This window comes from Hymenobacter properus, assembly GCF_015694735.1.
GTDB classification, from domain to species: Bacteria; Bacteroidota; Bacteroidia; order Cytophagales; family Hymenobacteraceae; genus Hymenobacter; species Hymenobacter properus.
Genome location: NZ_JADQDP010000003.1, coordinates 987,253 through 1,010,441 on the forward strand (window position 1 = coordinate 987,253; position 23,189 = coordinate 1,010,441).

General features: G+C 61.8%; 11 protein-coding genes. 7 read left to right on the forward strand and 4 right to left on the reverse strand.

The genetic code is table 11. The features are described 5' to 3' along the window. Positions 1–156 precede the first annotated feature (156 nt). The 4 genes from ruvA to I2I01_RS16065 all read left to right on the forward strand — a co-directional run bounded on the left by ruvA (position 157) and on the right by I2I01_RS16065 (position 10,846). Positions 157–762, forward strand: a complete 606-nt coding sequence (gene ruvA / locus I2I01_RS16050; RefSeq protein WP_196287475.1) for a Holliday junction branch migration protein RuvA — start codon at positions 157–159, stop codon at positions 760–762. Between the two features lie 201 nt (positions 763–963). Beyond that, positions 964–8,541, forward strand: coding sequence for a T9SS outer membrane translocon Sov/SprA (gene sov / locus I2I01_RS16055; RefSeq protein WP_196287476.1), 7,578 nt, complete (start codon positions 964–966; stop codon positions 8,539–8,541). A 92-nt stretch (positions 8,542–8,633) separates the two neighbouring features. After that, positions 8,634–9,014, forward strand: coding sequence for a glycine cleavage system protein GcvH (gene gcvH, locus I2I01_RS16060; protein ID WP_196287477.1), 381 nt, complete (start codon positions 8,634–8,636; stop codon positions 9,012–9,014). Between the two features lie 62 nt (positions 9,015–9,076). Next, the gene (locus tag I2I01_RS16065) at positions 9,077–10,846 is read left to right on the forward strand and encodes a VanZ family protein (protein ID WP_196287478.1); all 1,770 of its coding nucleotides are present in this window, start codon (positions 9,077–9,079) and stop codon (positions 10,844–10,846) included. A gap of 48 nt (positions 10,847–10,894) precedes the next feature. Here the strand turns inward: I2I01_RS16065 and I2I01_RS16070 are convergent, their stop codons facing one another. Beyond that, positions 10,895–11,431, reverse strand: coding sequence for a hypothetical protein (locus tag I2I01_RS16070; protein WP_196287479.1), 537 nt, complete (start codon positions 11,429–11,431; stop codon positions 10,895–10,897). A 338-nt stretch (positions 11,432–11,769) separates the two neighbouring features. Then, entirely contained in the window at positions 11,770–12,669 is a 900-nt protein-coding gene (locus tag I2I01_RS16075) for a YicC/YloC family endoribonuclease (RefSeq protein ID WP_196287480.1), read from the reverse strand. Between the two features lie 199 nt (positions 12,670–12,868). Here I2I01_RS16075 and I2I01_RS16080 point away from each other — a divergent pair, with 199 nt between their 5' ends. Next, positions 12,869–13,309: an energy transducer TonB gene (locus I2I01_RS16080; RefSeq protein WP_196287481.1), complete on the forward strand. Its 441-nt coding sequence runs from the start codon at positions 12,869–12,871 to the stop codon at positions 13,307–13,309. A gap of 200 nt (positions 13,310–13,509) precedes the next feature. Here I2I01_RS16080 and I2I01_RS16085 read toward each other — a convergent pair whose 3' ends face one another. Together I2I01_RS16085 and I2I01_RS16090 are read right to left on the reverse strand one after the other, a co-directional pair. Continuing rightward, on the reverse strand, positions 13,510–15,027 hold the full coding sequence (locus I2I01_RS16085) for a hypothetical protein (RefSeq protein WP_196287482.1): 1,518 nt from the start codon (positions 15,025–15,027) through the stop codon (positions 13,510–13,512). A 181-nt stretch (positions 15,028–15,208) separates the two neighbouring features. Next, positions 15,209–17,998, reverse strand: a complete 2,790-nt coding sequence (locus I2I01_RS16090; RefSeq protein ID WP_196287483.1) for a TonB-dependent receptor — start codon at positions 17,996–17,998, stop codon at positions 15,209–15,211. 259 nt (positions 17,999–18,257) lie between these two features. Here I2I01_RS16090 and I2I01_RS16095 point away from each other — a divergent pair, with 259 nt between their 5' ends. Together I2I01_RS16095 and I2I01_RS16100 are read left to right on the forward strand one after the other, a co-directional pair. Then, positions 18,258–21,710 (forward strand): carboxypeptidase regulatory-like domain-containing protein, encoded by a 3,453-nt coding sequence (locus I2I01_RS16095; protein WP_196287484.1) that lies wholly within the window; start codon positions 18,258–18,260, stop codon positions 21,708–21,710. Positions 21,711–21,868: 158 nt separating this feature from the next. Next, a complete protein-coding gene (locus I2I01_RS16100) occupies positions 21,869–23,074 on the forward strand; it encodes a glycosyltransferase (protein ID WP_196287485.1) in 1,206 nt (401 codons plus the stop codon). The last annotated feature ends 115 nt before the right edge of the window (positions 23,075–23,189 follow it).

Sequence of the window (23,189 nt, forward strand, 5' to 3'; positions counted from 1 at the left end):
CATGTCGTGCTTCTTACCTTGTTGCCTGAAGCTTCACAACTTCTTCATTTTGCCCAAAAATTTTGGCCTAAAAGCCAGTAAATTTGGGAGGGAAAACCCCCTTGCCGGTGTTGACCCGCTACCGAAGCGCTTTTTCCGTTTCTCCTTTCCCGCTCTATGATTGCCTACCTCGACGGTAAACTTGCCTACAAAGACGCCACACTGGCCATTGTTGATATTTTAGGTGTGGGCTACGAAGTCCGCATTTCACTAGCCACTTTCTCCAAGCTGCCGGCGGAGGGAGAGGCCACCAAAATCTATACCTACCAGCACATCAAGGAGGACGGACAGACACTGTACGGCTTTCTGGACCCCAGCGAGAAGGCGCTGTTTCTGCAGCTGATTTCGGTGTCGGGCATCGGGCCGGGCACGGGCATCGTGATGGTGAGCAGCATGAGCGTGGGCGAAATCCGCGACGCCATTGTGCACGAAAACGTGCGCGCCATTCAGGCCATCAAAGGCGTGGGACCGAAAACGGCTCAGCGCGTGATTCTGGAGCTCAAAGACAAGATGCGGAAGGACGAACTGCTGGCCAAGGCCGGCGTCGACACGGTGCCGCTGGCCCGCCAGCACAATACGCGGCGCGCCGAAGCGTTGCAGGCCCTGGTGACCCTCGGCTTTGCGCGGGCCGCCGCCGAGAAGCAGCTGGACCAGATTCAGCAGAAGCACGGTGGGGAGCTGAGCGTGGAGGAATTGATTAAATTTGCTTTGAAGTCGCATTGAGTCCGGACCGTTTTTAGCTGTTAGCCAGCGGCCTTTCGCTGCTAGCTAGCAGCTCCTGCGCCTCCTTTGGTGCCGGGAGCGGGCCCAATTTTTGCTTCATTGTTTGAAGAGCCACCAGAGAGAGTATCGCCGGTCATTCAATCGGCTAACAGCTAACAGCTTGGGGCTCATTGCGCCCCTGGCTTCATCCCTTTACCCTGCTTGAAATCCGGTCAGAAATTACTCCCCGCGTCGGTAGTTGTGGTTGCGTCGTTGCTGGCGTGGTGGGCCCAGGCCGCACCGGCGGGCACGCCACGCCTCGGCCGCCTGTGGCTGCGCGCCAGCCGGGCCCTGGCCCAGGACACCCCGCGCCTCCGCGGCGCGGTGGCCGACACCACGGGCCCCTACAAGCCCAGCAAGCGCCCCCGGGTGCGGGCCCACGACCGGCCGGGCAGCCCTTTTGGGCCGCACCGCCGCGAGTCGCCGCTGGTGCTGCCCTTGCCCAAGAACGTAAAACTGGGCGTCACGGTTGACGACAGCCTGCAAAATGTGCAGGTGCAGGAAAAAATAGGGTCCGACATTGACTACCGCGACCCCAGCGCGCTCACCTACAAGCAGTACGAGGAATACCAGCGCCGCCAGGCCGTGGCCGACTACTACCGCCAGAAGGCCAAAGGCGGCATTACGGGCCCGGCCGCTGCGCCGGGCACTCCCCAGGCCCAGCGCCTGATTCCCAAGATTTACCTTGGGCCCATTGCCAACCGCATTTTTGGCGGCAGCTACGTCGATATCCGGCCGGCGGGCTCCGTCACGCTCAAGTTTGGCGCGCGCTTCAACAAAAACGAAAACCCGGCCCTGACCTTGCGCCAGCAGAGCGTGGGCGACTTCCTGTTCGAGCAGAACATCAACGTCAACCTAACGGGCGCCATCGGCACCAAGCTCAAGCTGGTGTTCAACTACGACACCAAGGCTTCGTTCGACTTCGACAACCAGATGAAGTTCGACTACGCGGGCGAGGAAACTGACATCATCAAGAAGGTGGACCTAGGCAACGTGAGCTTGCCGCTGACCAACTCCTTGGTGCAGGGCGGGCAGAACCTGTTCGGCATCAAGACGCAGCTGCAGTTTGGGCGGCTGGGCGTGACGGCTGTGGCCGCCACCGTGCGCGGCACCGCCGACGAGGTGCGCATTCAGAACGGGGCGCAGAGCCGGCAGTACGAAATCAAGGCCAGCCAGTACGAAAAGGACCGGCACTTCTTCCTGTCGCAGTTTTTCCGCGACCGGTACGACCAAGCCCTGCGCAACCTGCCCACCATTCAGAGCGGCGTGACCATCAACCGCCTGGAGGTGTACGTGACCAACGACAACCGCACCACCGAAAGCCTGCGCAACGTGGTGACGCTGATGGACATCGCCGAGCCGTTCCGGCTGTACCAGAGCAAGTACAGCCTCGGTGGGAAAACCCAGCAGAGCCCGGCCGACAACAACGCTAACTCGCTGTTTACGGCCGTGGCCGGGGCGGGCGGCACCCGCGACAACCTGGGCGTGGACAACTACCTGCAGGGCGCCCAGGGCCTGACCAAGAACATCGACTTCGAGCGGGTGCGGGCCCGCAAACTCGACACCCGCGAATACACCTTCAATGCCCAGCTGGGCTACCTCTCGCTGAACACAGCCCTACTGCCCGACCAGGTGCTGGGCGTGAGCTACGAGTACATCTACAACGGCCAAACCTACAAGGTGGGCGAGCTGGCGGCGGGTGAAGGCGGCAGCGTGGGGCCCGACCAGGTGCTGTTTCTGAAGATGCTGCGCGCCAGCAATCCTGGCGTGGGCCTGGCCGACCCCGCCAAAAACCCGCAGAACCCCAACCTGCAAACCCGCAACACGCCGACCTGGGATTTGATGATGAAAAACATCTATCCCCTGAACGCTTCGCAATTGCAGCGCGACAACTTCCAGCTGCAAATCATTTACAAGGACGACCAGACCGGCGTCGACCTGATTTCGCTGAAGGAGGGGGCCAAAATTGCCAACCGCCCGCTGATTGAGGTGCTGAACCTCGACCACGTGAACTCGAACAACGACAAGCTGCCCGACGGCAACTTCGACTATTTTCCGGGCGTGACCATTGACCCGGAGCTGGGCAAAATCATTTTCCCGAATGTGCAGCCATTCGGCAACTACCTGCAAACGCAGCTGGCGGGCGAGGTCAATCTGATTACCAAGTACGTGTATTCGGAGCTGTACAACCAGACGCAGAGCGACGCCCAGCAGGTGCAGGAGAAGGACAAGTTCTTCCTGCGCGGGCGCTTCCAGGGCGGCTCCAGCTCTGATGAGATTAACCTGCCGGGCATCGGCATTGCGCAGGGTTCGGTGCGCGTGACGTCGGGCTCGACGCTGCTGACCGAGGGCGTCGACTACCAAGTGTTCTACGACCAGGCCAAGGTGAAAATCCTGAACCCGGCCTACCTCAACTCGGCCAACGAACTGCGGGTGAGCTTCGAGAAGAACGCACTGGTGCAGGTGCAGCCCCGCAAGTTGGTGGGCACCCGCCTTGATTACAAGCTGAACAACGACGTGACCATTGGCGGCACGGTGCTGCACCTGCTCGAAAACCAGGCGCCGGGCATCAACCGCGTGAACATTGGCGACGAGCCGGGCAACAACACCCTGATTGGGCTGGACGGCGCCATTCGGAAAGACAGCCGGGTGCTGACCAAGTACCTCGACATGCTTCCGTTTGTGTCGACCAAGGAGATTTCGACCATTGCGTTTAGCGGCGAGTTTGCCAAGCTGCTGCCGGGCCGCTCGCAGCTGGGCAACGGCGAGAACGGTGTGTCGTACGTCGACGACTTCGAGAATGCGCGCACACCCTACACGCTGGGCGGCCTGGCCAGCATTCCGGCCTGGCGCCTGGCCAGCACGCCGTTGCCGCAGAGGAGCAGCTCGGCCGTGGGGCTGCCCTACAACTACGAACGCGCCAAACTGGCCTGGTATACCATCGACCAGAGCTACTACACCGGCGGCCCCAACGTGCCCGCCAACATCACCGCCACCGACTTGGCAAATCATTACGTGCGCGGGGTGCGGCGCGACGAGGTATTTCCGAACAAGGACCTGGGCTCGACCGGTAACGGCTTCGAGTATACGTTCGACATGGCTTATTATCCCAACGAGCGGGGGCCTTACAATTACAATCCGGACGTCGACCAAAATGGTAAAATTCTGCGTCCCAATCAGCTTACGGCTAATCCGGCGGCCAACATCAACAACTTCGCGGGCGTGAGCCGCGCCATTACCTTCGACACCGATTTCGACAACGCCAACGTCGAGTATCTGGAGTTCTGGATGATGGACCCGTTCATCAACACGGCTAATGGCGTGGTGCAAGACCCCGACAACCCCACGCCTAAGTCCAACACCACCGGCGGCGACCTGATTGTGAACCTGGGCAACGTGAGCGAGGACGTGCTGAAGGACAACAACCAGTACGAATTCGAGAACGGCCTGCCCGTGACGGACAACCCGCAGGACATTGCCGATAATACCAACACTACGCCCTATGGCCTCGTCTCGCGCCAGCAGTTTCTGACCGATGCGTTTAACGCAACACCGGGTGCCCGGCAGCGGCAGGACGTGGGCCTCGACGGCCTGAACAACGACGCTGAGCGGGCCAAGGCGGTGGCTGCGGCGCCCCAGGTGGGCTACGGTCCGGCCTACCAGAACCTGCCCGACCCCTCGGGCGACGACTTCCGCCACCATCTCGACCCGAGCTACGACCAAAGCAACACCAAGCTGCTGGGCCGCTACAAGAACTACGACGGCTACGAAGGCAACTCGCCCGAGAACAGCCAGCTTAGCTCGACGGCCTACCCCGACAAGGAAGACCTGAACCGCGACAATGTGGTGCAGGACGTGGAGCGGTACTATGAGTACCGCATGCACTTGAAGCCGGGCCAACTGGACGTGGGTAACTCTGACGCCCGCTACATCATCGACAAGGTAACGAATACCGTCAACAACGAGCAGGTGACGTGGTATCAGTTCCGGATTCCGATTCGGGACGGCTTCACGGCGGTGCGGGGTAACAACAACCAGCCGTTCGGTTTCAAGTCCATCCGCTTCCTGCGCATGTACATGACCGGCTGGCAGGAGCCGGTGGTGCTGCGGATGGTGCAGCCGCAGTTTGTGGCCAACCAGTGGCGCCGCTTCAACTACAGCATTGTGGATGCGGCGGCCGGCAGCGCGCTGGGCCAAAACCAGCTCACCGACGCCGATGCCTTCAACATCTCGACGGTGAGTGTGGAGGAAAACGGCATCGCCGTGGCCAGCGGCTCTACTCCCAAGATTCCGTACGTGTCGCCCCCCGGCATCCTGCGTGACAAAGAGTACGGCAGCAGCAGCACCTCGCGCCTGCAAAACGAGCAGAGCCTGCGCCTGGCCGTGGTGAACCTACGCGACGGCTATGCCAAGGCGGCCTATAAGAACCTGACCATTAACATGCTGCGCTACAAGCGCCTGCGGCTGTTTTTGCACGGCGACACCGACGACCCCACCACCCGCAGCGGCGATACCCGGGCGTTCGTTCGCATCGGCACCGACTACACCCAGAACTACTACGAGTACTCGCTGCCCCTGCAGCTGACCGATGCCACCCAAGTGACGGGTTCGGAAGCTGACAAGGCCAACCAGGTGTGGCCCGAAGCCAACCGCCTCGACGTGTCGTTCCAGGACTTCATCGACGCCAAGGCCAAGCGTAACCAAACCTCCCCTCTCAACGTGCCCTTCACGGTGAAGCTGCCCAACGGCGCCTCCATCACGGTGGTGGGCAACCCCGACTTCTCGGCCGTGCAGGGCGTGATGATTGGCGTGCTGAACCCCTTCAACGACGGGGCCGACCCGAGCACCTCCTCGAAGACGGTGAACCTGTGGGCCGACGAGTTCCGGGTGTTCGACTTCGAGCAGCAGGCCGGCTACGCCGCCACGGCTCGCCTGAACGTGAAGCTGGCCGATGTGGCCAACGTGACGGCCACGGGCAGCTTCACCAGCGTGGGTTTCGGCGGCTTGCAGGACAAGGTGCAGCAGCGCTCCACCGACAACGTGCTGCGCGGCGACCTCAACGCCACCGTGGCGGCCGAGAAATTCCTGCCGCCCCAGCTGAACGTGCGCTTGCCCGTGCTGCTGCAAGTGGGCCAGGAAACCCGCACGCCCCTCTACGACCCCCTGGACCCCGATACCAAGCTGGAGCAGAGCCTGCTGAAGTTTAACAAAGGCACTGACGCGGAAAACGCCGCGGCCAAGGCCGAGTACCGCAAGAAGGTCATCGACCAAACCACCAGCCGCAGCATCTCGGTGCTGAACGCGCGCAAGGAGCGGGCCCAGCCCAAGCCCGGCGCGCCCCTGGCCAAGCCCAGACCCTGGGACCTCGAAAACATCGCCCTGAGCTACTCGCTGACCGACCGCCTGCACACCGACATCCGGACAGACCGCGACTACACCCGTTCCTACACCGCGGCCGTGGCCTACGTGTACCAGACCACGCCCAAGAACTACATGCCGCTGGCCAGCTTCAAGGCCCTGGACAACCCGTACCTGAAGATTTTCAAGGAAATCAACTTCACGCCGCTGCCCTCGCGCTTCTCGTTCCGCACCGACATCGACCGGCGCTACAACGAACGGTTCCTGCAGCGCATCCTGAACCCCGGCGAGGTGCCCAGCACCGACGGCATTGCGCCCGTCATTCAGAAGTCGTTTTACGTGAGCCGGATTTACGACCTGAAGTGGGACCTGACCAAGAGCCTGATTTTCGACTACACCGCCACCAACCGGGGCGTGGTGGACGAGGGCCCGGGCCGCACCATCGGGGTGAGCGACGAGGCCGTGCGCAACCGCGAGCAGGTGCAGCAAAACCTGCTGCGCGGCGGCCGCACCACCAACTTCACCCAAACGGCCTCGCTCACCTACCGCCTGCCCCTCGACAAGTTCCCGCTCACCGACTGGCTGAGCGCCGACACCCGCTACTCGGCCAACTACAACTGGCAGGCGGCCTCGCGCGGGCAGCGGGCGCTGCTGCACCCCACCGACCCCACCGACACCACCACCTACGTGCTCGACCTGGGCAACACCATTCAGAACAACGCCGAGCTGAGCGCCAACGGCAAGATTGACCTGGTGAAGCTCTACAACAAGGTGAAGTTTCTCAACATCATCAACAACGCCCCGCCGCCCAGCGCCAAGGCCCGCGGGCCGCGCGAAGAGCTGCAGAGCCGCGGCGCCCCCGGCGAAGCCCGCCGCAACGTGGAGAAACCTGCGGCCGACACCACCCGCGAGAAGAACCGCTTTGTGAAGGCCGTGCTGCGCTCGCTGATGACGGCGCGTTCCATCAACTTCACCTACAACCGCTCCAACGGCACGCTGCTGCCCGGATACCTGCCCAAAACCAAGTTCTTCGGGTTGGAAAGCTTTGGCAGCGGCGACCAGAGCTCCCTGGCGCCGGGCATCCCGTTCATCATCGGCAAGCAGTACGACCTGGCCGAGCTCTACGGCATCGCCAGCAGCCGCGGCTGGTACACCGACCAGAGCCAGTACCTCAACACGGCCCTCAGCTCGCTGCTGACCGAAACCCTGACGCTGCGCACCACCCTGGAGCCCTTCCGCGACTTCAACATTCAGGTGGATGCGCGCCGGCAGCTGGCCCGCAACAACGAGTCGTACTACCGCCGCCGTGTGGATGAAAACACGCTGCAGCCCCTGAGTGGCCCCATCGTGCCGCAGTCGCTGGGTTCGGGCTCGTTCAGCACGTCCACCGTCACCATCCAGACGCTGTTTGGCGACCTGGGGGCCAACGGCGAAACATCGAAAGCTTTCGACCGCTTTGTGAAAAACCGGGGTATTGTGCGCGACCGGCTGGCAGGAGATGCCGGCACCAACCCCACCGGTAGCCTCGTGGGCTATGGCTACAACTCGCAGGCCGTCCTCATCCAGAGCTTCAACGACGCCTACCACGGCAAGTCGTCGGACGGCTACACGGCCGGCAAGTACAACCCGTTTGCCATGCTGCCGCTGCCCAACTGGCGCGTCGACTACAACGGCTTTGCCCAGCTGCCGCTCATCAAGCGCTATTTCACGTCCTTCACCCTCAACCACGCCTATTCGTCGCTCTACAACGTGGGCAGCTACACCACGTCGAACCAATACACCGGCGAGCCGAGCATCCCCACCATCGTGGGCGAAAGCGGCCAGTACATCCCGTACTACATCGTGAACCAGGTGAGCATTGTGGAGCGCCTGTCGCCGCTGGTGGGGGTGAACTTCCAAACCGTGAGCAAGGTGACCGGCCGCGTGGAGTACCGCACCGACCGCTCGGTGGTGCTGAACACCACCAACGCCCAGGTGACTGAGCTGCACACCAACGAAATTGTGGTGGGCTTCGGCTACGCCACCAACAGCCTGAAACTGCCCTTCCGGGTGGGCGGCGAGCAGCGCGTGCTGAAGAACAACCTCACTGCCCGCCTCGACCTCAGCATCCGCGACAACATCACGGTGCAGCGCAGCATCAACAACTCCTACGACCCCGGCAACACCCAGGGCCAAACGCCTAGCGTGGGCAACCCCACCAGCACCATCACCAACGGCTCGAAAACCATGCAGCTGCGCCCCACGGTGGACTACCTGCTCAACACGCGCCTCAACCTGCAGCTCTACTACAGCCAGACCATCACCACGCCGCGCATCAGCAACGCCTTCCGCAACTCCAACACCGAAGCCGGCGTGCAGCTGCGCTACAGCCTGGCCCAGTAGGGTGGGGTGGTGGAGTAGTGGATTGGTAGGTTGGCGAAGTTCACTGCGTACTTTTGACCGGCAAATCCACCAACTCACCACTCCACCATAATATGAACCTGCCCGCCACCCTGCACTACACCAAAGACCACGAATGGATTCGCGTTGAAGGCGACGTTGCCTACGTGGGCATCACCGACCACGCCCAGAAAGAGCTCGGCGACATCGTGTACGTCGATATCGACACCCTCGACAAAGAAGTGGCCCAGCACGACGTATTCGGCACGGTGGAGGCCGTGAAGACGGTTTCGGACCTGTTCAGCCCCATCACGGGCACGGTGCTCGAAGTCAACGACAAGCTCGCCGACGCTCCCGAAACCGTGAACTCGGACCCCTACGGCGACGGTTGGATGGTGAAAATTTCCATCGCCAACCCCGCCGAGCTCGACGAGCTGCTGACTGCCGAAGCCTACGGCGAGCTGGTGGGCGCCTAAAAAGCTAGCACCGTTTTGGCTAGGGCGCGGCAATGCCATTTGTTTCTTTGCTCCCCGACCCATTGCCTCCTGCTTCCCCACGTCCCTATTTCGGCTTGCCCCTGGCTTGGGCCGCCGTCGTGCTGGTGCTCACCCTGACACCGGCCAATGAAATGCCGCGCACGCCCGTGTGGGAGCTGCTGTCGTTCGACACAGCCGCCCACGCGGGCGTGTTTTTTGTGCTGGCCGGGCTGAGCTGGTTTTCGGCGCACCGACAGCGCCGCTGGCCTTGGCTGGCCCGCCACGCCGGCTGGTGCGTTTTGGCCGCTAGCATCGCATTTGGTGCCCTCATCGAGGTGCTGCAAATGACCATGCGCCTCGGCCGCCACGGCGAGTGGACGGACTTGCTAAGCGACGGCATCGGGGCGGTGCTGGCCGTGGGGCTGGCTGCCATGTGGAGCCTGCGGCAAAAGCGCCAAACCAGCGCGGCGGTGCAGGCCGCGGCTGTGCTGCTGGCCGGCGCCATGCTGGCTGCCGGCTCCGCCCGCGCGCAAAATTTGCCCCGTGCCCGCACCACTATCAAGAAGCTGGCATCGCCCGAGCTACACGGCCGCGGCTACGTGAAGCAAGGTGAGCACGAAGCCGCCGCCTACCTGCGTGAGCGGCTACGCGGACTGAAGCTGGCCCCGCTGGCGCCCAACTTCACGCAACCCTTCACGCTGGATGTAAACACGTTTCCGGGCGAGGTAGCGGCGTCCATTCAGGCCGATGGCAGCCCCTTGACGACGGCCTGGCGGGCCGGCACCGCCTGCATTGCGGCGCCCAATTCCGCCGCCGGCGAGGTGAAGGCCCGGATATTCCTGCTCGACACCTTGGTGTTCACGAAAACCACGGTGCAGGCCCGCTACCTGCTGGTGCCCTGGAGCAAGCGCGTGCTCCTGCTGCGCGCCGCCGATGCCGCCCGCCTGCACCAGTTGCCGTCGCTGCTGCAGCAACGCCTCAACTCCGCCGCGGCCATGATAACCGTGGTGCCCAAGCTCACGGCCTCGCTGGCCGCCGAGCAGGCGCCGCAGCCCCGCGTGCAGGTACTGGCTGAGAAAGTGCCGCTGTGGCTCGACAAAGCCATCTTTGGCGACACGGCCACCGGCGCGGCTAAAGGCCACACCGTGTGGGGCACCGTGCGGGTGGGCGCCAAGCTGGCGGCCAACTACCAAACTCAGAACCTGGCCGCCGTGGTGCGCGGCACCGCCCAGCCCGATTCCTTCCTCGTGGTGTCGGCCCACTACGACCACCTGGGCATGATGGGCCCCAAAGCCTACTTCCCCGGCGCCAACGACAACGCCAGCGGCGTGGCCCTGCTGCTGGAATTGGCGGCCTACTACGCCCGCCCCGAAAACCGGCCGGCCTACTCGGTAGTGTTCCTGCTTTTTGGGGCCGAGGAAGCCGGCCTGGTGGGTTCTAATTACTTCGTGACCCATCCCTTGGTCCCGCTCAAAAGCATTAAATTCCTGGTCAATCTCGACCTGCTGGGCACCGGCGAGCAGGGCGCCACCGTGGTGAATGGCCGCGTGTTCGAAGCGCCCTACAAGCGGCTGGTAGCGCTGAATGAGGCTCACCACTACCTGCCCGCCCTCGGCGCCCGCGGCAAGGCGGCCAATTCCGACCACTATCCCTTCTCAGAAGCCGGGGTGCCCGCCTTTTTCATCTACACCCGCGGCGGCAGTCCTGCCTACCACGACGTGAACGACCAGCCCGCGGCGCTGTCGCTGGCTGGCTTCGCGGGCGCCTTTGGCCTGGTGCGCGATTTCCTGAACGAAGAGGGTGCAGCGCCCCGCGCAAAAAAAAGCCGGTAGCCGAACCTGCGTTCGACTACCGGCTTTGTGGCTAACAGCGAATCAGGCCTAACCTTTTGCTTTCAGCGAGAGCATGATTTGCTTGGCAATGGGCTCCCACTCGGGCTTCTGACGGTCGGCGCAGTTGAAGGTGCAAATCATGAGCTTGCCTTCCACGTCGGTGAAGAATACCAGCGTGTACACCTCGTGGCCCATTTCAGGCTTCATGAATTCGAGGTAGCCCACCTTGCGGTTGTTGATGTTCTTCACGCCGTCGCCAAACCAAGTGGCGTCTTTGTACTGCTTGTGGTAGGTCTTGCCAAACGAGGCCGAGTAGATATCGACCATGTCCTGGTCAGCGTCGTTGTCGGAGTAGTTGAAGGCGAGGCTCACCAGGTTGTTGTTGGTGAAAATGACGCTGGGGCGGCTCTGGGCTTTGGCGTAGGCAAAGTCCATCTGCTGCTCAGTCATCACTTCGAAGCCCTTGGGAATCAGGATTTCCACTCGCTCGCTGAGCACGCGCTTCTTCACCAATTCAATTTCGGATGCGGGACGCGCGGCCATCAACAGCACTCCCAGAATACAGAGTAAAAATGTAGATTTCATATTAATCGGGGATAGAGGTGGGTAACAAAACGCTATTTAAGTACCCAAGTTAGATACAATAATCAGATATCCAACTTTGGTGCCACAAATATGGCTTTATTTTTTAAAAGGTTTGTAGCCGAGCTTAAAATTATTTGAATAACGTACTAAGGTTCTATAAGTTGCAAACAGTGTGTGGGGTTAATTTTTTCAATAACAAATCCAATTGAAAAGCGCTATTTTATGTTTGTTCGATTGTAAAATTTGCAAGTATAATCCTATTTATTGCCTCTTTTCGCTCAAGTAGGGCTCCGGCTCGACCAACTGGGCTGTGGCCACATTGAGCGAAAAAAGCCTTGCTAAAGAATGTTGTTCAGCTGCTCTTTTATTTTTTCCAGTTCCTCTTTCATGCCCACCACCAGGTGTTGCACGGTGGCGTCGTTGGCTTTGGAACCGATGGTGTTGATTTCGCGGCCAATTTCCTGGGCCAGGAAGCCCAGCTTCTTGCCCACGGCCTCGTCGGGCTGGTGCACCGCTTGCTCGAAATAGGCCAGGTGAGCCGCCAAGCGCACTTTTTCTTCGGCAATGTCGAGCTTTTCGATGTAGTAAAGCACTTCCTGCTCAAAGCGGGTCTCGTTGAAATGCTCGTGGCTGGTGAGCTCGGCTAAGTGGCCGGCCAGGCGCTGGCGCACGTGCTCGATGCGGGCTGGGTCGTGCAGCTCCACGGCGGCCAGCTGCTGCCGGATGGTGGCCACGTAGCCCAAGATTTCGGTGGTCAGCGTGTGGCCTTCGTCGTGGCGGAACTGCTGCATGGCAGCCAGCGCCTCGGTGAGCAGCGGCTGCAGCTCGGCCCAGGCAACTTCCTCGGCAGCGGGCTCGGCGTCGCGCATTTCGGAGGCGGTGGGAATGACGCCGGGCAGGCGCAAGGCGGCGGCAAAGGTTTCTTCACCGGCCGTCACGCCCAGGCTTTGGGCCAACTCCTTCAGTTCCTGAAAAGCGGCAAGGAAAGCCTCCTTATTGAGCGTGGTGGCGGCGCGAACCGCTGCCGGGCGCACGAAGTCGAGGTTGAGGTTGACCTTGCCGCGCAGCAGGGCTTTGGCCACAGTGTTGCGGATTTCCAGCTCGTGCGGCATCAGGAAGCGCGGCAGGCGCAGGGTCAGGTCGAGGGTTTTGGAGTTGACGGAGCGCAGCTCGACGGTGGCCGTGTAGGTGTCGGTTTCGCGGTGCGCCTGGCCGAAGCCGGTCATGGAAATAAGCATGGGAGCAAAGTCTGATTGGAGGCTGCAAAGGAACGAAGCAAACGTTCGGCCGGTAGCTGCGCAAACTGCCCGGCCGCAGAGCTGAACCCTTGCGCAGCCACAGCTAATAAAACCGTGATAAAAGCATAACTGCGGCGCTTATATACTGGCTGATGCGGCCGGGTAGCTTTGCCAGAGCTATTCTTATATCGACGTGTCAATGAACAAAACACTTACGCTAGCCTGCGCTGTGCTGCTTGGAACGGCCACTACCGGGCACGCCCAAATGGCCAGCCGTTCGGCCGTGCCGACCTCCGCTTCGGAGGCGACACCCGCCGCCCCTGCCGTGCTCACCTTTGCCGACGAGATGCCTGTTTTCCCTGGCGGCGACGCAGCCATGCACCAATACCTGGCGAAGAAAATAGTGTACCCGGAAGCCGCCACCCAACAGAACCTATCGGGCACGGTGTACGTGCGCTTCGTGGTGGACGAGCAGGGCCGCGTCCGCGACGCCGAAGTGGCCAAAGGCTGCGGCCACGGCTTCGACGAGGAAGCCCTGCGGGTGGTGCGCCTCATGCCCTGGTGGACGCCTGGGCGCATGGCTGGCCAGCCCGTGCGGGTGCAGCGCACGCTGCCGATTATTTTTCGGCTGAGCAAGTAGGACCAGGAAAGCGGCAACAACGTCTGTCATCCTGAGCGCAGCGAAGGACCTTTTCACTTGTGAACGGCAATTGCCCAGCCGTGAAAAGGTCCTTCGCTGCGCTCAGGATGACAGGCTCTTTTTGGTTTAAATAGCTTCGGTTTAACGCAAAAAAGGCTCCCCGAATCCAGGGAGCCTTTTTCATGGCAGGTAGATAAAGGCTAGTAATCGGTGTTCTGGGGGTCGAAGTTGGTCCAGCCGCTGGCCCAGTTGTCGGTGCTTTGGCCCGAGCCGCTGAAGGCGCCGATGTAGCTGGTGCGGGTGAAGAAGGAGTCCGAAACCTTGCTGTCGGTGAAAGCCGGGGGCACCACCGGGTTGGTGTTGGTGGCCGAGGTCCAGACGATGGGGGAGGTGGTGAGGGGCATAAAGCTCGGAGCCGTGAGGCTGAAGGGGTTGAGCAGGCGGGCCTCGTCGGCGTTGGTGTAGCGCTTGTTGCCGCTACCCGATTTGTAGAGCCAGCTCAGCGGGCCCATGGCTGCGCCAAAGGCCGCCGTGTCGGAGCTCATGCTCGTGGTGGGCGTGAGCGAACCCGCGCCGCCGGCCGGGCCGATGTAGATGATGTTCTTTTGGTTGCGGGTGGCGGCGGTGCCGGCGGCCATGCCCGCGATGATGTTGTTCTGGAAGCGCAGGTCGTTGCCGGCCACGTTGGCGGCGGTTTTGGCGTGGTCGAGCAGGATGCCAGCGGGGTAGCCCACCAGCACCGAGTTCATGATGCTCTGGGCCGAGTTGCGGCGAATGTGCGCCGCGGCCACGTACTGCGAGCTGATGCCGCCCACGTTGCTGATGTTGTTCAGCGGCCCAATCACGGTCACGTTCGAGAAAGTGGCGCTCGTCTTGGGCAGGTTGTCGGAGGCGTTGGCGTCGTTGTCGCTCTCGAAGGCCTTCGAGCCCGACTGGTCGGCCTGCAGCGGGTCGCGGAGCGATACGGCAAACTGCACCTTGCCCGAGTAGCCGTTGTCGGTGTCGAAGTCGTCGTCGTAGCCGCGGTGGGCAATGAGGTACTTGGCGTTGACGGTACCGCCAAACCACTCGTAGGAGTCGTCGCCGGAGTAGGACACCTGGATGTGGTCCAGCGTGGTGCCCGTGCCCACGGCGCACAGCGTCAGGCCGTTCACCTCGTTGTTGGGCGAGAAGGCGATGCCGCCGAACTCGATGCGCACGTATTGCAGGGTGCCGGAGTTGTCGGCTGCGTCGGTGCCGCCGTAGGTGGTGGTGGGGCCGCCTTCTACCACGGGCTTCACGCCGTTCACGATGCTGTTCACCGGGGCGTTGCCGCAGAGAATCACGCCGCCCCAGTCGCCGTAGTTGCGCGAGCCTTTAGGCTGGTTGGAAGTGAAGACGATGGGCTTGGCGGCGGTGCCGGCGGCAATCAGCTTAGCGCCGGGCTCCACGATGAGCGCGCCCTTCGAATCCTTGTCACCCTTGATGATGGTGCCGGGCTCGATGGTGAGCGTGGCGCCGGAGCGTACGTACACGTAGCCTTTCAGCAGGTATTTCGTGTCGGCTTTCCAGGTAGTGCTGGTTTTCACCTCGGTCACTTCCACGGTCTGGCCCGTGGTGGTACCGGTGTTGGTGTCGGGCGTCACGGTGGCTTCGTCTTTTTTGCAGGCCGCCAGGCTCAGCGAGAACAGGGCGAAGGCGAGCAGGGCACGCTGACGGAACGGGTTGAGAACTTGCATAAGGAATGCTAAGAATTGGTTGGGGTGTGGTATTGAGAAGTTTGTTTTTGGGGGAGTCCGCCGGGCGAGACCTCACCCCCTGACCCCCTCTCCTCGAGGAGAGGGGGCACCGGTCATGCGCGGTTTTGAATTGTCTGGCTCCCCTCTCCTGTGGAGAGGGGCCGGGGGTGAGGTTCTGCCGTTAGAAAGCCACTTTCACGCCGATGGTGGTGTAGGTGCCGCGGCGGTAGTCGGCCAGGCTGGGGTCGAGGTCGCGCTGGTATTTCTTGTCCTTGTTGAAGTCCTGGAGCAGGGTCACGCGCTGGTTCAGCAGGTCCTGCACGCCCAGGTTGAGGGCCACGCGCTTGGTCAGGCTTTTGGTGAGCGAGAGGTCGATGGTGTGGCGCGGGGCCTCAATCACGTCGGGGTACTGGTCGGAGCCGGCGAAGAGGATGCGCGGGCCGAACACGTTGTAGAGGGCCGAGGCCTGCCAGCTACCCGATTCGTTCTGGTAATACAGGCCGGTGTTCACCACGTAGGGCGACTGGCCCTGTAGGGCGCGCTTGCTGTCCCAGGCCACAATACCGGGGCCGAGGTCGACCTGGCTCTTGATGAGCGAGAGGTTGAACACGCCGGTGAGGTTTTTCAGGCCGCGGGTGCCGATGAGGTCGTCGAGGAAGTTGAAGCTCTTGCGCACGTCCAGCTCCACGCCATAGGAGTAGGCGCTGGGGGCGTTGGCGAAGGAGTAGGCCAGGTTGGTGCTGGGGATGACGACGTTCTCAATCGGGTTCGTGAAGTTCTTGTAGAACACGCCCAGGTGCACCTGCTCGCCGGGGGTGGGGTACCACTCGTAGCGCAGGTCGTAATTGTCGATGGTGGCGACTTTCAGCGGGTTGGTCGGGTTGAGGTACAGCGAGCCGTAGTTCAGCACGTTGAAGTCGAAGTCGTAGTAGTAGAACGGGGCCGACTCGCGAAATTCCGGGCGGTTGAGGCTGCGGCCGTAGCAGGCGCGGAGCAGGCTGGTTTCGGTGAAATTGTAGCTCAGGTTGGCCGAGGGCAGCAGGTAGTTGGTGGTCACCGTCTGGTTGACGGGGGCGCCGTTCAGACCAGTGTTGATGATTTGCACGTTACGCTCGTAGCGGGCGCCGGTCAGCAGCTTCAGGCTGGGCGTAATCGGCACGTTGATGGAGGCGTACACCGCCTCCTGCTCGTTGCTGGCCGTGTAGCGGTAAGTCGAGTTGATGTCTTCGCGCAGCTGGAAGCCGGTGCCGCCCACATTCTCGGGCGCGAACACCGTATTCAGTGGCAGGTTTTTCAACTGCTGGAAGCGGGTGCCGTCAGTGGGCGAGTAGCCGAAGGCGCGGGCCGTGAAGTCGCGCTTCTTGTATTCGAGATAGGTGCCGGCGGCCAGCTCGATTTCCCGCTCGCCCAAGCCCAGCAGCTTGTGCTTGCCGTTGGCGTTCAGGGTGTACACATGCTCATTTAGCTTCTGGTAGAGGCGGCCGGCGTTGATGACGTCGACTTGGCCGGGGGCCGGGGTCAGGATTTCCTGGCCCAAGCTGCCGTCGCTCAGCGGCACGTTGCGGTAGGCCACGCGGCGCAGGTCGGGCTCGTTCTTAGCCGAGTAGCCGTAGCCGGCCACCCAGTCGAAGTTGGTTTTCTCGTTGTTGAAGACGTGGGTGCCGGCCAACTGGCCGGTGTAGGTGGTGCGGCCCTGGTAGCCCAGCGCGTAGGCCTTGCGCACCAGCGTGTTGTCGCCGGCCGAGAAGTTGTCGCGGGTCGTAATCTGGTTGCGGCCAAACTGGTTGAACAAGTTGCGGAACTCCAGCTTGGTGCCGTTTTTCAGCAGAGCGCTGAAGTTCTGAATCAGGCCCAGGCGCACGTTGTTGGTGGCTTGCTCGTCCTGCAGGCGGTCGGTGCGCTGGCCGTCGGCGTCGTACACGTTGCGGCCGATGCTGAAGCGCGTGAAGGCGTTGGTGTAGCTCAGCGAGGTGAGCGAGCCAATCTGCGTTTCGCCCAGCTTGATGTTGTCGAGGTAGGAGGCGTTGAAGCGCACATCGGGCATGGCCGTCATGCTGCGGATGCCGAAGCTGTTGCCCAGGTCGCGGGCCGAGGCGTCGCGCTGGGCCACCGAGCTGGCCGAGTTCAGCACCGGGAAGTTGCCCGGCAGGTCGCGGGCCGGGGCGCCGAAGCCGGCGAAATCGCCGTTGCTGCCCTTGTCGGTGTTGAAGTTGCTGAAGGTGGTGCCGTCGCGGTAGCCGCTCACGTAGCTGGCCGTGAAGCTGCGCTCGTCGAGGGCGGGCTTGCGCAGGTACACCTTCACGAGGCCGCCGGCGAAGTCGCCGGGCAGCTCGGGCGAGGGGTCTTTGAACACCAGCACGCGGTCCAGGAGGGCGCTGGGCACGATGTCGAAAGAGAAGGCCTTCTTGTCGGTTTCGGAGCTGGGCGCGGTCACGTCGTTCAGCCACACGGTGTTGTACCGCTCGCTGAGGCCGCGTACCTGAATGAAGCGGTTGTCGATGATGCTGACGCCGGGGATGCGGCGCACTACCTCGGCCGCGTCGCGGTCCTGCGATTTCACAATCTGCTCCGACGAGATGCCGCTCACCACCACGTTGGCCTGGCGGATTTCGGTGATAACCGAGATTTCGGTGTTAGTGCGGCGCACGCCGCGCACCACCACTTCGTCGAGCGCCTTGCTGTCTGATTTGGCGGTGGTGTTGATGACTGTGGTTTTGCCGGGCTCTACCGCCACGTCGGGCAGCGAGGTGCTGATGTAGCCGACCGAGGAAATGACGAGGGTGTAGGTGCCTTTGGGCACGCGCTCGAGATGGAAGCTGCCGTCGACGTCGGTTTGGGTGCCGAGGGTGGTGCCTTCGAGGCGGACCGTGCCGCCGATGATGGCTTCCTGGGTGGCGGCGTCTTTTACGAGGCCCTTGATGGTGCCGGTCGTTTGGGCGAAGACGCTATTGCTGAAAAATAAGCTCAGCAATATAGTTAATAAATGTCGGTAATTAATAGTGTTTTCCATTCGGGCAGCAAAACTACCCGGATGAAGTTGCGGTGAAATTTCCTCTGAATTATGAAATGGTTAACGGGCCGAAAGTGGTCCGAAAAGCGAGGTTTTCAGGCCTTATGTTACCGGCAGGTTATGGGAAAAAGTGAAATACAACAATTCGGAAACGCGCCCGAGGGTGAGGCCGCGGTTAGGGGGCCGGACCTTTGTACCGTTAATCAACTCCCTCATTTTTATGTCGATTCGACACACATTTACGCAGTTGTTTTTGCTGGTGCTGTTGGGCTGCTCGCAGTTCGCCATGGCCCAGGTAACCACCTCCGCGCTGAGCGGCAAGGTGACCTCTGACAAAGGCGAGGACCTGATTGGGGTGACGGTGGTGGCCACCAACCTGCCCACCGGCACCAAGCGCGGCACCGGTACCGAAATGGACGGCCGCTTCACCATCCCGAACCTGGCGCCCGGCGGACCCTACTCCGTGACGGTAACTTATGTAGGCTTCAAGGAGCAGAAAGTTGACAACGTATTCCTGACGCTGGGCAATACCACCCGGCTCAACTTCGTGCTGGTGACCGAAACCCAGCAGCTGAACGAAGTGGTAGTGACCGGCAACACCCAGGCCACCAAAACCGGCGCCGGCACCAACGTGGGCTCGGCCGCCATTCAGCAGCTGCCCACCATCTCGCGCAGCTTGTCGGACTTCACCCGCCTCGACCCGCGCAACTCGAATGGCTCCTTTGCCGGCAGCTCGTTTCGCTACAACAACGTGACGCTGGACGGCGCCGTGAACAACGACGCCATCGGCTTCTCGCCCTCGCTGGGCGGCCAGAGCGGCACCAGCGGCCTGCCCGGCGGCTCGGCCCGCTCGAACCCCATTTCGCTGGATGCCATTCAGGAAATTCAGGCCCAGGTGGCCCCTTATGATGTAAAGCTGGGCAACTTCACCGGCGGCTCGGTGAATGCCGTGACCCGCTCGGGCACCAACGAATTCACGGGTTCGGTGTACGGCTACGGCCGCAACCAGAACGTGACCGGCCGCAGCATCGACGGCGATAATGCCCGCATTGGCTCCGATTACCACGACTACCAGACGGGCTTCCGCATCGGCGGGCCCATCATTAAGAACAAGCTGTTCTTCTTTACGAACGCCGAAATTGCCCGCCGCCAGGAGCCGCAGTTCTACGGCGCTGGCACGGCTGGCTCGCCCGTGACCCAGGATTTGGCTCAGGTGATTTCGGCCAAGCTGAACAACTACAACACCGTGACCAGCGACGGCAACGGCGGCGTGGTGCGCAACACCAACGGCACGCCGGTTCTGAGCACTGCCCGCTACAACGTAGGCGACTACAACGACTACAACATCCACGCGAACAGCAACAAGATTTTCGGCCGCCTCGACTGGAACCTGGACGAGAAAACCAGCATTGCGCTGCGTCACAACTACATTAAGTCGGAAGCCACCAATCTGGAGCGCTCGGGCAGCTTGTTCAAGTTTGGCTCGCAGGACTACACGCAGCACAACATTCAGAACTCGACGGTGCTGGAAGCGAAGAGCAACTTCAGCAGCAAGTTCTCGAACAACCTGATTCTGGGCTACACCAACATCCACGACTACCGCGACCTCATCGGCGGGCAGGCCAACCTCTACCCGGCCGTGCAGATTAACGGCGTGGGCACCAGCCTGGGCACGCCCGGCACGGCTACTTACTACGCCGGCTCGAACCAGATTCTGCTGGGTTCGGACCGCGAGGCCAGCATCTTCAACACCCGCCAGCGCACGTTTGAGCTCACCGACAACTTCACCTACTACGTGGGCGCGCACGCCCTCACGCTGGGCACGCACAACGAGTTCTACCACATCGACTACGGCTTCATCAACTCCTGGAACGGCCGCATCGAGTACAACAACGTGAACGACTTCCTGAACGACCGGCCCAGCCGCATCCGCGGTACCTACAACAACGGCACGCAGGGCGACAACTCGTACGCTTACAACTACAACAACCCCTCGGCGGCCTTCAACATCAACTTCTACAGCGCCTACCTGCAGGACGAGTGGAACGTGAACGACCGCCTGAAAATCACGCCTGGCATCCGCTTCGATATCGCCTCGCTGCCCACCAAGCCCACCCTGAACACGGCCTTGGTAAACAACCCGCAGAACGACGCCAAAACGCTGAACCAGACCTACACCCACACGCCCTGGGCCGAGCTGAACAACAACTACCTGGGCCAGGTGCAGTTTTCGCCCCGCCTGGGCTTCAACTACGACGTGAAAGGTGACCAAAGCTTCGTGGTGCGCGGCGGCTCGGGCATCTTCACCGGCCGGGTGCCCTTTGCCTGGTTCGGCTACGCCTACTACAACAACGGCGTGAACTTCAACTCGGTGGACTACAACAACATTCAGGCTTCGACCAACACCGGCGTGAAAACCGTGTACCTGAACACCGACCCCAACCTGATTTACGCCCAGCTGCCGGCCGCCAACTACAACGCCGCCAACCCCAAGAACGGCCCCACGGAGGTCAACCTGATTGACAACAACTTCAAGATGCCCAAGGTGTGGCGCTCGTCGCTGGCCCTGGACTTCAAGCTGAAAACCGGCACGCGCTTCTCGGTGGAAGGCCTCTACACCAAGACCTTGCAGGACGTGAAGTTCCAGAACATCAACCTGACCGACAACGTGACCTACCTGGCCAACGGCCCCACGCAGACGCCCGTGTATTCGGCCCCGGCCGGTGGCAGCACCCGCGTAAACTCGGGTTTCTCGAACGCCTTCTTCCTGACCAACACCACCCAGGGCTACCGCTACCAGCTCACCGGCTCGGTGGGCCAGACCATCAACAACCTGGTTGACGCCTCGGTGGCCTACACCTACGGCAAGAGCTACGACATCAGCAACGGCATCCGGAACTCGCCGCAATCGAACTGGGAGCTGAACCCGGCCCTGAACGTGAACGACCCGGCCCTGGCCTACTCGAACTTTGACCTGCGCCACCGCGTGGTGGCTTCCATCAACGTGCACAAGAACTTCGCCCAGCGCTTCACCGGCTACTTCACCTCGGTGCTGACCTATGCCAGCGGCTCGCCCTTCACCTGGACCTACACCAACTACAACTTCGGCAACGGCCAGCAGAACAACGTGCAGCTGGCCTACATCCCGGCCACGGCCTCGGACATCGCCATCGTGAGCCGCGCGAACGACCAGAGCCCCTACCTGCTCGACGCCGGTAAAAACGCCGCCTTCAACAGCTTTATCGACGGCGACAGCTACCTGAGCACCCGCCGCGGCCAGTACACCGAGCGCAACGCCGGCCGCACCCCCTGGAACAACCAGGCCGACATCCGCCTGATGCTGGAAGCCAAGCTCGGCAGCCTCGAAGCCAACGAGGCCGGCATCGTGCCTAAGGGCCACACTATCCAGATTTCGCTCGACATCATCAACTTCGGCAACCTGCTGAACAGCAACTGGGGCCGCCAGTACTTCGTGCCGAACACCTTCAACTCGACGCTGGGCACCGGCCTCACCCAAGTGGGCTACATCAACAGCGCTGGCACGGTGAGCAGCAGCTACAACGCTGCCACCTACAACCGCCCGGCCTTCACCTACGGCACCCCCGCCACCTACTCGGTGGACCAGCTGGCCTCGCGCTGGCAGGGCCAGCTGGGCCTGCGCTACTCGTTCTAATGGTTAATGACTAACGGTTAGTGGTTAATAGCCACTGACTGTGCAAAATTGATAAGCCGGCTCTGACAATCAGAGCCGGCTTTTTTGTTGGGGCAGGGCTTGAAGGTTGCGGCCTAGCTTTGTAAAAGGATTAATCATTAATCACGGACCGTTAATCATTGAAGACGCCCCGCGTTCTACACCTCCCCAAGTGGTACCCCAACCGCTTCGACGACCAGGACGGCGATTTCGTGGGCCGGCACGTGGCGGCCATTGCGGCGCACGGCGGGGTGGATGCGGCGGTACTCTTTGCCGCCGTGGCGCGCGGGCCGCTGCCGACATTAACGGAGGCAGAGGAAGACTTTAGCGGCCCCGTGCCTACGCTGCGCTACTACTACCGCGCCGCTCCTACGGGCTTGGGCTTCGTTGATAAACCGCTGAAGCTGCTGTTGTATTTCTGGTGCCTGTTGCGCGGCTACCGGCGGCTGCGGCGGCACTGGGGCGGCCAGCGGCCCGATGTGGTGCACGTGCACGTGCTGTTGCGCACGGGTCTGTTTGCCTGGGCACTGAAGGCAGTGCGCGGCATCCCATACATTATCACCGAGCACTGGACGCTGTACTTGCCTCAGCGGTCGGGCGGTATTACCTGGCTGCGGCGAGTGCTCACGCGGGCGGTGGTGCGCCGGGCGGCGGCGCTGCACACCGTATCGGGTGGGCTGCGCGATGCCATGGCGGCGTTGGGCTTTGTGAATGCAAATTCGGTGGTCATTGCCAACGTGGTCGATACGGACTTATTTCAGCCAAACTACCAATTCATTAATCCACCAATCCACCAGCCCACCTTACTGCACGTTTCTGCCTTTCACAACAAGGTGAAAAACCTCTCGGGCGTGCTGCGGGTAGTGGCCCGGCTTCGCAACGCGTGGCCCGGCCTGCGCCTGCGCATTGCCGGCTACGGGCCCGATGAGCAGGCGCTGCATGACTACGCCACTTCGCTCGGCGTGCTGACTGATGGCACGGTGGAATTTCTGGGTAAGCTGCCGCACGAGGCCGTAGCCGCCGAAATGGCCCGTGCTACCGCCCTTGTTTCCTTTAGTCGGGCCGAGACGTTTGGCTGCGTGCTGCTTGAAGCGCGAGCCTGCGGCTGCCCGGTGGTGGCCACGCGCACCGGCGGCGTGCCCGAATTATTTCAGCCCGAAAACACCTTCGGCCTGCTGGTGACCCCCGACGACGAAGCCGGCCTGGAAGCGGCCCTTACAGCTGTGCTCAGCGGTTCGGAACAGTTCGATGCCGCACGCCTACGGGCCGATGTGGCAGCGCGGTGCGCGCCGCAGGCGGTGGGCGCGGCGTTTGGAGCAGTGTACCGGCAGGTGCTGGGCCATTAGTTGAGGTCCGGAAAAGCTTCATGCCTAGCGCGGCCAAGGTGTTTCGCGTGTGGTCCGTTTGTCATCCTGAGCGCAGCGAAGGACCTTATCACACCAGAGCTTTCTGAGGTGATAA